14 protein-coding genes and 1 pseudogene are annotated in these 12020 nt (G+C 71.3%); 8 read left to right on the top strand and 7 right to left on the bottom strand.

The genetic code is table 11. The features are described from left to right. Positions 1-40 precede the first annotated feature (40 nt). Entirely contained in the window at positions 41-511 is a 471-nt protein-coding gene (locus AB0D59_RS46260) for a DUF6578 domain-containing protein (RefSeq protein ID WP_362577794.1), read from the bottom strand. A gap of 146 nt (positions 512-657) precedes the next feature. Here AB0D59_RS46260 and AB0D59_RS46255 point away from each other — a divergent pair, with 146 nt between their 5' ends. Further along, a complete protein-coding gene (locus tag AB0D59_RS46255; protein ID WP_362577792.1) occupies positions 658-1458 on the top strand; it encodes a site-2 protease family protein in 801 nt (266 codons plus the stop codon). A 36-nt stretch (positions 1459-1494) separates the two neighbouring features. Here AB0D59_RS46255 and AB0D59_RS46250 read toward each other — a convergent pair whose 3' ends face one another. Continuing rightward, the gene (locus AB0D59_RS46250; RefSeq protein WP_362577790.1) at positions 1495-2142 is read right to left on the bottom strand and encodes a biliverdin-producing heme oxygenase; all 648 of its coding nucleotides are present in this window, start codon (positions 2140-2142) and stop codon (positions 1495-1497) included. Between the two features lie 156 nt (positions 2143-2298). Next, entirely contained in the window at positions 2299-3156 is an 858-nt protein-coding gene (map, locus tag AB0D59_RS46245; protein WP_362577788.1) for a type I methionyl aminopeptidase, read from the bottom strand. Positions 3157-3214: 58 nt separating this feature from the next. Here map and AB0D59_RS46240 point away from each other — a divergent pair, with 58 nt between their 5' ends. Next, entirely contained in the window at positions 3215-3448 is a 234-nt protein-coding gene (locus AB0D59_RS46240) for a hypothetical protein (RefSeq protein ID WP_351731972.1), read from the top strand. Here the strand turns inward: AB0D59_RS46240 and AB0D59_RS46235 are convergent, their stop codons facing one another. After that, a complete protein-coding gene (locus AB0D59_RS46235; RefSeq protein ID WP_362577785.1) occupies positions 3449-4717 on the bottom strand; it encodes an MFS transporter in 1269 nt (422 codons plus the stop codon). Positions 4718-5238: 521 nt separating this feature from the next. Next, positions 5239-5841, bottom strand: a complete 603-nt coding sequence (locus tag AB0D59_RS46230) for a hypothetical protein (protein ID WP_362577783.1) — start codon at positions 5839-5841, stop codon at positions 5239-5241. Between the two features lie 80 nt (positions 5842-5921). Between AB0D59_RS46230 and AB0D59_RS46225 the strand changes: the two genes are divergently transcribed. The 3 genes from AB0D59_RS46225 (at position 5922) to AB0D59_RS46215 (ending at position 8088) form a co-directional block, all read left to right on the top strand. Next, positions 5922-7001 (top strand): sialidase family protein, encoded by a 1080-nt coding sequence (locus AB0D59_RS46225; protein WP_362577781.1) that lies wholly within the window; start codon positions 5922-5924, stop codon positions 6999-7001. Positions 7002-7038: 37 nt separating this feature from the next. Further along, a complete protein-coding gene (npdG, locus tag AB0D59_RS46220; protein WP_351731962.1) occupies positions 7039-7767 on the top strand; it encodes an NADPH-dependent F420 reductase in 729 nt (242 codons plus the stop codon). A 138-nt stretch (positions 7768-7905) separates the two neighbouring features. Then, positions 7906-8088 carry a hypothetical protein gene (locus AB0D59_RS46215; protein WP_362577779.1) on the top strand — a complete coding sequence of 61 codons (183 nt, stop codon included), beginning with the start codon at positions 7906-7908 and terminating at the stop codon, positions 8086-8088. Here AB0D59_RS46215 and AB0D59_RS46210 read toward each other — a convergent pair. Beyond that, positions 8078-8749: a PhzF family phenazine biosynthesis protein gene (locus AB0D59_RS46210; RefSeq protein ID WP_362577777.1), complete on the bottom strand. Its 672-nt coding sequence runs from the start codon at positions 8747-8749 to the stop codon at positions 8078-8080. The two genes, AB0D59_RS46215 and AB0D59_RS46210, sit on opposite strands and share 11 nt — an antisense overlap. A 96-nt stretch (positions 8750-8845) precedes the next feature. Continuing rightward, entirely contained in the window at positions 8846-9334 is a 489-nt protein-coding gene (locus tag AB0D59_RS46205; RefSeq protein WP_362577835.1) for an HtaA domain-containing protein, read from the bottom strand. A gap of 35 nt (positions 9335-9369) precedes the next feature. On the opposite strand from AB0D59_RS46205, the pseudogene AB0D59_RS46200 reads away from it, so the two are divergent. The 3 genes and pseudogenes from AB0D59_RS46200 to efeB form a co-directional block, all read left to right on the top strand. Then, a pseudogene (locus tag AB0D59_RS46200) lies at positions 9370-9456 on the top strand (hemin ABC transporter ATP-binding protein); the annotation flags it as partial. 162 nt (positions 9457-9618) lie between these two features. Further along, on the top strand, positions 9619-10755 hold the full coding sequence (efeO, locus tag AB0D59_RS46195) for an iron uptake system protein EfeO (protein ID WP_362577775.1): 1137 nt from the start codon (positions 9619-9621) through the stop codon (positions 10753-10755). Positions 10756-10765: 10 nt separating this feature from the next. Further along, positions 10766-12019 carry an iron uptake transporter deferrochelatase/peroxidase subunit gene (gene efeB, locus AB0D59_RS46190; protein ID WP_362577774.1) on the top strand — a complete coding sequence of 418 codons (1254 nt, stop codon included), beginning with the start codon at positions 10766-10768 and terminating at the stop codon, positions 12017-12019. The last annotated feature ends 1 nt before the right edge of the window (position 12020 follow it).

Genomic DNA, 12020 nt, shown 5'->3' with positions numbered 1-12020 from the left:
CGGGGTTCGGACGGCGGGGTGTCGAGAGCCGCCACGGGGGTCAGGGGCGCAGGACGTGCCTCGTGTCCGGGGCGGCCAGCGTGACGAGGGCGCCGCAGGTACGGCGGACCCGCCCCAGGCCGTCCACTGTGCCGAGGTCCACCTCCCCGAACCACTTCGGGCAGGCTTCGACGGACGTCGTCGTGACGGTCCCGGGCACCGGTTCCAGGCCGCGTCCGGTGCCCTGCAGCACCACCCCCTCCCCCGGCGGCGCCGGCACCGGGTCGGGCCGGTGGAAGCGGTACTCCTCCCGGACCAGGGCGACGGCGTGGACCCGGCCGGTGGTGGGGTGGTCGGGCCCGCCGTGGTTCTCCACCCAGGCCTCGGCGCCGTACCCGACGTCCTCCCGGCGGGCCTCGGCCCGGTAGGCGACGAGTTTCCAGGCCACCTCGTCGCCGACCGCGAACGGGGTGCCGCAGCACTCCATCTGCCAGTCCTCGTAGAACACCTTCAACGCCTTCGGCGGTCGCATGTCCCCAGCCTTCCGGAACCGAACGCCGGTCGCGATCCGTTTTCACCTGCGCCGAGAGGTATTTCCCGAGCACCCGACGCGCTTTTTCCCCACGCCAGGTACGGTCGGACCCGCGCCGACCGCCCCAGTCCCCAGGAGCCCCGCCCATGACCGCCACCACCACCCGCCACAGCGACCGGCGGATCAGTCCCGTCTTCGTCGGGATCCTGGCCGTCACCGCCGTCACCGGGTGGGCGACCTGGTCCGGGTTCGCCGAGCAGCCCGGCGTCGCCGTGTTCCTGTTCGTGACGGCGGCCTGGATCGTCTCGCTGTGCCTGCACGAGTACGCGCACGCGCGCACCGCCCTGCACGGCGGTGACATCACGGTGGGCGCGAAGGGCTACCTGACCCTGAACCCGCTGAAGTACACCCACGCCCTGCTGAGCATCGTGCTCCCGGTGCTGTTCGTGATCATGGGCGGGATCGGTCTGCCGGGCGGTGCGGTGTTCATCGAGCGCAGCCGGATCCGCGGCCGCTGGCGACACAGCCTCATCTCGGCGGCCGGCCCGCTGACGAACGTGGTCTTCGCCGCCGTCTGCACCGCGCCGTTCTGGCTGCACTCCCTGGACGGCGTGCCGCGCGACTTCCGTTACGCCCTCGCCTTCCTCGCCCTGCTCCAGGTCACGGCGGCGATCCTGAACTTCCTGCCGGTGCCGGGCCTGGACGGCTACGGCGTGATCGAGCCCTGGCTGTCGTACGGCATCAAGCGCCAGGTGGAGCCGTTCGCCCCGTTCGGTCTGCTCTTCGTCTTCGCGCTGCTGTGGGTGCCGTCGATCAACAGCGCGTTCTTCGACGTGATCGACGCGCTGCTGCGCGGCCTGGGTGTGGACGACGTCTCGCAGTACTGCGGTCAGGAGCTCTACCGCTTCTGGCAGGGGACGAACGAGTACTGCTCCATCGCCCAGTGAGCCCGCGCGCCGTGACGGCGTGACGCCGTCACGCCGTCACGCCGTCAGCGGGAACTCCTCGCCCAGTTCCCGGAACAGCGCCGTGTTGAGGGCGAACGCCCGCTTGCACTCGGTGACGATGCGCTGCTTCTCCAGGTCGTCGGCGTTCACCGCGTCCAGCAGTTCGCGGTAACCCCGCTTGAACGCGGCCGGGTTGGCGATGTCCTCGAAGACGTAGAAGCGGACGCCGTCGCCCTTGCGCTCGAAACCCCAGGTCCGCTCCGCGCGGTCGCGGATGATCTGGCCGCCGGAGAGGTCGCCCAGGTAGCGGGTGTAGTGGTGGGCGATGTAGCCGGCCGGCCAGGCCCCGGCGCACTCCCGCACCCGGGCCGCGTACTCCTCGGTGGCCGGCAGCGCCGTGAGCCCCGTCCGCCACCCGGCCCCGCGCAGATGCGCGAGGTCCCGCTCCAGCGCCGCCAGCCGGAACAGCTCGGGCTGCACGAACGGCCCGGCCAGCGGGTCCGACGCCAGCCGTGCGGCCCCGCTCTCCAGCGCCTCGTACACGAACCACAGCTGCTCGGTGTAGCGCGTGTACGCCGATACGCCGAGCCGGCCGCCCAGGAGGTCGCTCATGAACGTCGAGGTCTCCGCCGCCACGTGCTGCTCGTGGGACGCGGTGCGGATGAGTGTCGCGAAGGAGTCCATGGGCAACATCCTCTAAGGTAAGGCTTACCTAAGTCAATGCCTTGCCGACGCCTCGTCGGTAAAGTTACCGACACCCTGTCGGTAAAAGCGTACCCGAAAAAGGCCCGCCTTCCGAGGGGAGGACGGGCCAGGTGGAACGGCGGGGCTGCGGCGGGGCTACGGCAGGGTGAGGATCTCCGCGCCGGTGTCGGTCACCACCAGGGTGTGCTCGAACTGGGCGGTCCGCTTGCGGTCCTTGGTGACGACCGTCCAGCCGTCGTCCCACATGTCGTACTCGTGCGTCCCGAGCGTCAGCATCGGCTCGATCGTGAAGGTCATCCCGGGCTGCATCACGGTCGTCGCCTGCGGGCTGTCGTAGTGCGGGATGATCAGCCCGGAGTGGAACGACGAGTTGATGCCGTGGCCGGTGAAGTCCCGCACCACGCCGTACCCGAAGCGCTTGGCGTACGACTCGATGACCCGGCCGATGATGTTGATCTGCCGGCCGGGCTTGACGGCCTTGATCGCCCGGTCGAGGGACTCCCGGGTCCGCTCGACCAGCAGCCGGCTCTCCTCGTCGACGTCCCCGACCAGGTAGGTCGCGTTGTTGTCGCCGTGCACCCCGCCGATGTACGCCGTCACGTCCAGGTTGACGATGTCCCCGTCCTGGAGGACGGTCGAGTCCGGAATGCCGTGGCAGATGACCTCGTTGAGGCTGGTGCACAGGGACTTGGGGAAGCCGCGGTAGCCGAGCGTGGACGGGTAGGCCCCGTGGTCGCACATGTACGTGTGCGCGACCTTGTCCAGCTCGTCCGTGGTCACCCCCGGCGCGATGATCTTCGCGGCCTCCGCCATCGCCTGCGCGGCGACACGGCCGGCGATCCGCATCGCCTCGATGGCCTCCGGGGTCTGCACCTCGGGCCCGGTGTACGGGGTCGGCGCGGGTTTGCCGACGTACTCGGGGCGGCGGATGTTTCCGGGTACCGAACGGGTGGGAGAGAGCTCCCCTGGTACGAGCAGCGACTGGCCAGACATGCCAGCGAGTCTAACCAGCGGGCATGCGGGAACATGTGGATGGCGAAAGGAGCCGGTCATGGCCCTGTTCAAGAAGCGGACCGTCGGCAAGCCGGGCGAGTGGTACTACTGCCTCGAGCACAAGAAGGTCGAGGAGGGCCCCGAGTGCCCTGCCAAGGACCGTTTCGGCCCCTACGCCACCCGGCAGGAGGCCGAGCACGCGATGGAGATCGCGCGGGAGCGCAACCTCCAGTGGGAGAACGATCCCAAGTGGCACGACGCGCCGGCGGGTGACTCCTCGGACGAGGGTTGATCAGAGCTGGGTCGGTGCGGCCGCGCGCTGGGCGCGCAGCCGTACGGCGTGCTCGTTGACTCGTGCGTCGTACGACATCAGGGCGGGCAGGCACAGGGCCAGCAGGCCGACCGTGCCCGCGCACAGCAGGCCGCCCACGCCGACGGACGCCCGGACGCCCAGCCATCCGGCCATGCCGCCGGCCCGGACCTGGCCGAGGGTCGGGCCCACGGAGTACGACAGCAGCTCGATCCCGGCGAGCCGGCCGCGCAGCTCGTCGGGGATCGTCTGGTTCCACATGACGCCCCGGAAGATCCCGCTGATCATGTCGCAGCCGCCGGCGACGGCCAGCAGGAGCAGGACGAGCCATACGTTGCGCACGGCGCCGGCGGCGGCGATCGCCAGGCCCCACAGCGCGGCCGACAGCACCACCATCCGCCCGTGCCGGCGCACCCGCCCGGTCCAGCCGCTGACCAGGCTCACCAGCAGCGAACCGGCCGGGATGCTGGCATACATCAGCCCCAGGGACCACTTCGCGTCCAACTCGTCGGCCAGGAACGGCAGGACGGCGAGCGGCATCGCCAGGAACATCGCCGCGAGGTCCACGGCGTAGGTGCCGAGGAGTTCCTTGCGGCCCCAGGCGTAGCGGGCGCCCTCCGCGATGGAGCGCAGGGAGGGCTTCACGGCCTGGTGGGCGGCGGGGGACGCGGCGATCGGCAGGATCAGTACGACCGAGACGGCGAACGTGACGAGGTCGGCGCCGTACGCCCAGCCGAGGCCCGCGTACGCCACGACCAGGCCGGCGACGGCGGGGCCTGCGACGCCGCCGACGGTCCAGCGGAAGGAGTTGAGGGCCGCCGCGGCCGGGAGGTCGTCGTGGGCGACGATCCTCGGCCAGAGCGAGTCGAGGGCGGGGCGCTGGACCGAGCCCAGTGCGGAGGAGAGCGCGGCGACGGCGTACAGCGGCCAGACGGCCGGGTGCGGCAGCAGGGCGTTGAGCAGCAGGGCCGCGCTGAGCAGGCCCTGACCGGCCTCGGTCCACAGGATCAGCAGACGCTTGTCGAGGGCGTCGGCGAGGGCGCCGCCGTAGAGGCCGAAGAGGATGAGCGGAAGCAGCTCCACCGCGCCGACGGCACCTACGGCGGCCGCGCTTGTGGTGAGGTCCTTGATCTGCACCGGGAGCGCGACGAAGGTCAGGAAGGTCCCGAAGTTGCTGATCAGGCCGGAGGCCCACAGGCGGCGGAAGTCGACGGAGGCCCGCCAGGGGGCGAGGTCGGGAAGCAAGGTCACGCCGAGCCATGCTGAACGCCCACCGCCGCCCTCCTCAACCGCTTTTCCCACCCACCCACCCGACTCGGTCAGCAGAGAGGCGAGCCGAAGAACAGAGGAAGGGGCTGCTCGGTCGGGAGAGACGGGAGGCCGGGACAGCGGGAGTGGCTGGTCGGTCGCAAGAAACGCAAGGCCACGGGCCTGGCGAGAAGCTGCTCGGCCGGGAGAGACCCGAGGCCACGGGCCTGGCGAGAAGCTGGTCGGTCGGGAGAGACGGGAGGCCAGGGCAGTGGGAGGGGCTGGTCGGTCGGGAGAGACCCGAGGCCACAGGCCCGGCGAGAAGCTGGTCGGTCGGGAGAGACGGGAGGCCAGGGCAGTGGGAGGGGCTGGTCGGTCGGGAGAGACCCGAGCCCACGGGCCTGGCGAGAGGCTGGTCGGTCGGGAGAGGGGGGTTGCGGTGGGGCGTGTCGGTGTGGGGCCGCGGTTCTTCTCGGTGCTGCCGCAGGCAGGTGGTCGACCGAGTCGGGTGGGTGGGTGGGCGGCTACCAAGGGGTCGGAGGCGGAGCCGTTACCGTTTCGGCCAGCCTGGAAAGGCGGTCGCGGAAGCGGCGGCGGGCTCTCGGGGACGGGCCGTTCTCGCCTGTCGCCGCGCTGACCAGGTGCTGGACCGTGTCCAGGTCCAGTTCCGCGCCGTCCGGGACGGTGAGCGTCTCGTGGGCCATCGCCGTCAGCGCGTCGTCGGCCGTGGCGGCGAGGGCCAGTACCGTCACCCCGGCCCGGCGGGCGCTGTGGACGTGGTCCAGGAGCGGTTCCGAGGAGTCGCCCGGCGCCACCACCAGCAGCGTCTCGCCCCGGCGGGCCGCCTCGATACGGCCGAGACCGACGGCGAGATGCGCCGGGTCCGCGGGGCGGGCCCCGTGCCGTACCAGCGTCGGCGCCAACTCCGGCGTACCGGACCACGCGGCCTCGTCCACCAGGTGCGCGGCGAGATGCCACGGCTCGTACTCCGGGGTGCCGAGCAGCAGCAGTCCGCCGCCGTGCGTCACCACCGAGCCCCGCAGCGCGCCCGCGAATCTGCGCGTCGCCCCCAACCACTCGGTCCCGGCGAGCACTTCGCGCAGCAACGCGACCCGTACGGCGTCCATGCCCCCGCATACTGCCGCAATCGGTCACTCGTGACGCGGAGTTCACCCCGAATTCGCCCGCCCCGGGGAGAAGGCGACCCATGAGCGACGTAGAAGCGAGCATTCCCTTTCGCGCGGGCACCGAGGGCTACGCCAGTTTCCGGATCCCGGCCGTGGTGGTCTCCCGGGCGGGCACCGTGCTCGCCTTCTGCGAGGGAAGGGTCAACTCCGGCGCCGACCACGGGCACATCGACGTGGTGCTGAAGAGGTCCGGTGACGGCGGCCGTACCTGGGGGGCGCTCCAGGTCGCCGCGAACAACGGCGGCGACCTCGCCGGCAACCCCGCCCCCGTCGTCCTGGACACCGGCCGGATCCTGCTCGTCCACGTCCGCAGCGCCGCCTCCGCCACCGAGGACGCCATCCTGCGCGGGCAGGTGCCGGACGCCGACGGGCGGCGGGTGTGGGTGCAGCACAGCGACGACGACGGGGTGACGTGGTCCGCTCCGAAGGAGATCACCAAGACGGTGAAGAAGGCCGGGTGGCGGTGGTACGCCACGACCCCCGGGCACGCCATCCAACTGCGTACCGGGCGGGTCGTCGTGGCCGCGAACCACACCGTCGCGCCCACCGGGACCGACAACGGCACCGAGGGCAAGTACAACAGCGGCCACTGCCTGCTCAGCGACGACCGGGGCGAGACCTGGTACCTCGGCTACGTCGACGAGAACACCAACGGCTACATCAACGCCAACGAGACCACCGCCGCGGAACTCCCCGACGGGCGCGTCTACTTCAACACCCGTAACGACTCGCCGTCCCCGGGCAACCGGGCCGACGCGCACTCGAAGGACGGCGGGAAGACGCTGGTGAAGCCGTTCCGGCCGCAGGCCGGGCTCACCGCGCCGGTCTGCGAGGCCTCCGTACTCCAGCTGCGGGATCCCGACCTGCTGCTCTACTCGGGCCCCGCGGACCCCGCCACCCGCGCGCTGATGACGATCCGTGCGTCCGGCGACGGCGGTACCACCTGGCGCCCCGCCTACCCGCTCGACGGCCTGCCCGCCGCGTACTCCGACCTGACCCGGATCGACCCGGCCACCGTCGGACTGCTGTACGAGACCGGGGACTTCGGCGCGTACGAGACGATCACCTTCCGCCGGGTGCCCGTGAACCGGCTCACCTGACCGGGTGCGGCCACCGCCACGGACGTAGAGTCGGCCCATGACCTCTTCCGACACTTCCGACAGTGCACAGCAGGCGGCGGCCGAGAAGGCCCCCGCCAAGGATCCCTGGGACCTGCCCGACGTATCCGGCCTGGTCGTGGGTGTGCTCGGCGGCACCGGCCCGCAGGGCAAGGGCCTCGCCTACCGGCTGGCCCGGGCCGGCCAGAAGGTGATCATCGGCTCCCGGGCCGCCGAGCGCGCGCAGGCCGCCGCCGACGAACTCGGTCACGGTGTCGAGGGCGCCGACAACGCCGAGTGCGCGCGCCGCAGTGACCTCGTGATCGTCGCCGTACCGTGGGACGGGCACGGCAAGACGCTGGAGTCGCTGCGCGCGGAACTGGCCGGGAAGCTGGTCGTGGACTGCGTCAACCCGCTCGGCTTCGACAAGAAGGGCGCCTACGCGCTCAAGCCGGAGGAGGGCAGCGCGGCGGAGCAGGCCGCGGCGCTGCTGCCGGACTCCCGGGTCGCGGCGGCCTTCCACCATCTGTCGGCGGTGCTGCTCCAGGACCCGGAGGTCGAGGAGATCGACACCGATGTGATGGTGCTGGGCGAGGCGCGCGCGGACGTGGAGATCGTGCAGGCGCTGGCCGGGCGGATCCCCGGGATGCGGGGCATCTTCGCGGGGCGGCTGCGCAACGCCCACCAGGTGGAGTCACTGGTCGCGAACCTGATCTCGGTCAACCGCCGCTACAAGGCACACGCCGGGCTCCGCGTCACGGACGTCTGAGCGGATCCTCTGACGGGATCCTCTGAGGAGATCCTCTGAGGGGATCCTCTGAGCGGACTCTCTGAGCGGATGGGGGACACTGGTGGACGGCCACCGGTGTCCCCGGCCGATCCGACCGACCCGAAAGCGACTCCCCCTATGCCCCGCCTCGCCCTCTACTCCCTGGTCGTCTGCGTCCTCGCCGTCGTCGCCGCCGTCGTCTCCTTCGTCCAGGGCAGCTGGCTGATCGGTGTCGTCTGGGTGCTGCTGACGGGGCTGTCGTCGAACATGACCTGGTACTACGTGCGGCGCGGCCGGCAGGACACATCGGTCACCAGCTGATCCCGGGCTGGCTCTCCTCGCCCTCCAGAAGGACCCGCCCGCCGATCTCCACCCAGCCGTACGGCTGCGGTGCCGTGAGGATCTGCGAGCCCCTGCCCTGAGTGATGTTCAGGGCGCGGCCCAGCCGGTCGGTGAGCAGCAGCGCGGCCGCCCCGGTCGCCTCGTCCTCGTCGATCCCGTCGCCGCGCCCGGGAAAGCCGCGGGCCCGGACCCGCCCGGCGGACTCGTCCTCCCACGCCCAGGCGTAGATCCACTCCCCCGGTGCCGGCACCGGCAGCGCGTCCACCTCGGCGGCCGTGGCGTACTGCCGCAGGGTGCGCGGCGGGGCCCACTCGGGGCGCGCCTCGATCCAGCTGAACTCCCCGTCCAGCCGGGCGCCGACCACGCCGGCCGGTGTGACCAGTTCGGGCACGTCCAGCAGCCAGGCGGTACCGACGCAGGGGTGGCCGGCGAACGGCAGCCGCAGGGTGGGGGTGTAGATGTCGACGACCCCGCGCTCGGGGTCGTCGACGAACACGGTCTCGCTGAAGCCGAGCTTGGCCGCCAGCGCCTGCCGGTCCTCCCGCGCGGGCAGCACCGAGCCGTCGCGGACGACCCCGAGTTCGTTGCCGTAGCCGCCGTTCGCCGCGCAGAAGACACGCAGCACGTCGTAATCAGTCACTCCGGCATTGAAGCACTGCGGCGGCGGCCGGGTCGTCCCAGGCGGGAGACGCCCGGCCGGCGCCGACAGGGGACGCCCGGCCGCCGCCGACGGGGATCACGCCTCGGTACGGCGCCTGCGCATCGCGTACACCACGCCCGCGCCCGCCGCCACGGTGACCGCGGCCGCCGTGCCGAGGGCGGCGGCCGGGAGGGCCGAGCCGGTGGCGGCGAGGCTGCCGCCGGTGCCGCCGGTGGTCGAGCCGGTGACACCGCCGCTCGCCGTGCCGGAGGCGTCCGAGGCGGTGGCGGTCGGGGTGGCGGTGGAGTCGCCGTCCCCGGAGGGGAGTTGGGCGTCGTCGGTGAGGGCGACGGAGAGGTCGACCGGGTCGAGTTCGGTGCCCGCGGTGTAGTAGCCGCTGAACGCCTTCGCGCCGGCCTCGGTCAGGGTGGCGCTGACGTCGTCGAGGGTGATCACGTCGTCTTCGGGCGTCAGGTCGGCGGAGTCGGCCTTGAGGCCGGCCAGTTCCACGTTCTTCGTGGTGGTGCCGAGGCTCGTCACGTCGGCGGTGAGTACGCCCCTGCCGCCGTCGACCGTCGCCCGGATGTTGCCGAGGGTGAGGTCGAGGCCGTACGTGCCGTTTGTCGGAGGTGTACGGCCACCCGGTCGAGGTGTTCCCGCATCCGCGGACGGGCGCGGTCGTCGTCGGCCCGAAACGGCTTCCTTGACCTTCTCTTAACCATTCCTTGGTGTCAGCTTTAGGCCGCCGACATCAAGCCGTATCTGTGATCTTTCTGTGTCTGGTCAATCCCGACCCGGATGTGTATCAGTGAGGTAAGCCTCATGTAAGTTAGGCCAGCCTCACCACACCTGCCCCGCTTGGAGCCTGCATGCGTGCCGTCCGACTCACCGTCACCGCCGCCGCCACCGCGGCCGCTCTGACCGCCCTCTCGGCCTGCACGGCGAAGAGCGACGCCAAGGGGAGTGACGCGATCCAGGTAACCGCCGCCGACTCGAAGTGCGAGACCTCGACCAAGTCCGTGCCGGCCGGACACGTCACGCTCGCCATCGAGAACAAGGGCTCCAAGGCCACCGAGGTCGAGATCCTCTTCCCGGACGACCGGATCGTCTCGGAGAAGGAGAACATCGGCCCGGGGACCAAGTACACGCTCACCGCCGAGGTGAAGCAGGGGTCGTATGAAATTGCCTGCCGGCCGGGGATGAAGGGGCACGGCGTCCGGCAGAAGCTGACGGTCACCGGCTCCGGCGCGGTCGCCAAGCGCAACCCGGCGCTCGACAAGGCCGTCGCCGACTACCGCGAGTACGCGCAGGAACAGGCCGACGCGACGATCCCGAAGGTGGAGACGTTCGTCAACGCCATCAAGGCGGGGAACATAGCGGCCGCCAAGAACGCCTACGCCCCCTCCCGCGTCGGCTGGGAGACCACCGAGCCGATCGCCGAGTCGTTCGGGGACATCGACCCCAAGACGGACACCCGCGCCGACGGCCTGGAGAAGGGCCAGAAGTGGACCGGCTGGCACGCGCTGGAGAAGGCCCTGTGGGTGGACAAGAAGGTGGGCGCCGAGCAGAAGGCCCTCGCCGACGAGCTGCTCACCGATCTGTTGGACTGGCAGAAGCGGGTCGGCAAGGCCGAGATCACCCCGACCTCCATGGCCAACGGCGCCAAGGAACTCCTCGACGAGGTCGCCACCGGCAAGATCACCGGTGAGGAGGACCTCTACTCGCACACCGACCTCAGCGACTTCAAGGCCAACGTCGACGGCGCGCAGAAGGCGTACGAGCTGCTCAAGCCGGTCGCCCAGAAGAACGACGCGGCCCTGACCACCGAGCTGGACAAGCAGTTCACCGCGCTGAACACGCAGCTCGACAAGTACCGCACGACCTCGACCTCGGACGGCTTCGTGTCGTACGACAAGGTCACCAAGGCCCAGCGCAAGGAGCTGTCCGACGCGGTCAACGCCCTCGCGGAGCCGCTGTCCAAGCTCGCCGCGGCCGTCGTCAAGTAGGGGGCGGGACATGGCCGAGAAAACCAATCCGTCGCGGCGCGCGCTCATCGGCTGGGGCGGGGCCGGGCTCGCGCTCGGCGCCGCCGTCGCCGGGGGCGCGGTGGCGATGACCGAGGCCGGCGACGACATGGACCCGGCCGCCGCCGACGCCGGTGGCGCGGTGGAGTTCCACGGGGCGCACCAGGCCGGTATCGCCACCCCCGTCCAGGACCGGCTGCACTTCGCCGCGTTCGACGTGAAGACCGACGACCGGGCCGAGTTCGTCCAGCTGCTGAAGGACTGGACGGCCGCGGCCCGGCGGCTGACCGCCGGGAAGGCGATCGGCGACGGCGCCTACGGCGGGCTCGCCGAGGCGCCCCCGGACGACACCGGCGAGGCACTCGGGCTGAAGCCGTCCCGGCTGACGCTGACGATCGGCTTCGGGCCGTCGTTCTTCGAGAAGTTCGGGCTCGGGGACAGCCGCCCGGCCGCCCTGGTCGACCTGCCGCAGTTCCCTGGCGACAACTTCGACTCCGCCCGCACCGGCGGCGACCTGTGCGTCCAGGCCTGCGCCGACGACCCCCAGGTCGCCGTGCACGCCATCCGCAACCTCGCCCGGATCGGCTTCGGCAAGGTCGCCATCCGCTGGTCCCAGCTCGGCTTCGGCAAGACGTCCTCGACCACACCGGACGCCCAGACCCCGCGCAACCTCATGGGGTTCAAGGACGGCACCCGCAACATCGCGGGCACCGAGACCGACCGGCTGAAGAAGTTCGTGTGGGCCGGCGACGGCGACGGTCCCGCGTGGATGAGCGGCGGGTCGTATCTCGTCGCCCGGCGGATCCGGATGAACATCGAGACCTGGGACCGGACCTCGCTCCAGGAGCAGGAGGACGTCTTCGGCCGGGACAAGGGCGAGGGTGCCCCGGTCGGCAAGGCCAAGGAGCACGACGCGCCGTTCCTGAAGGCGATGAAGCCGGACGCCCATGTGCGGCTCGCACACCCCGACTCCAACGACGGGATCACCATCCTGCGCCGGGGCTATTCGTTCACCGACGGCACGGACGGACTCGGGCGGCTCGACGCGGGGCTGTTCTTCCTGGCCTACCAGCGAGACGTGCGCAAGGGGTTCATCCCGCTGCAGCGCAGGCTGTCGGCGTCCGACGCACTCAACGAGTACATCCAGCACGTGGGTTCGGCGGTCTTCGCGGTCCCGCCCGGCGTCCGGGACAAGGACGACTGGTGGGGCCGGACGCTGTTCTCCGAGTCCTCCAAGGGAGCGTGAT

The sequence above is a fragment of the Streptomyces sp. NPDC048417 genome, from assembly GCF_040651615.1.
Classification (GTDB): domain Bacteria; phylum Actinomycetota; class Actinomycetes; order Streptomycetales; family Streptomycetaceae; genus Streptomyces.
This window is presented reverse-complemented; position numbering and strand designations above follow the sequence as displayed.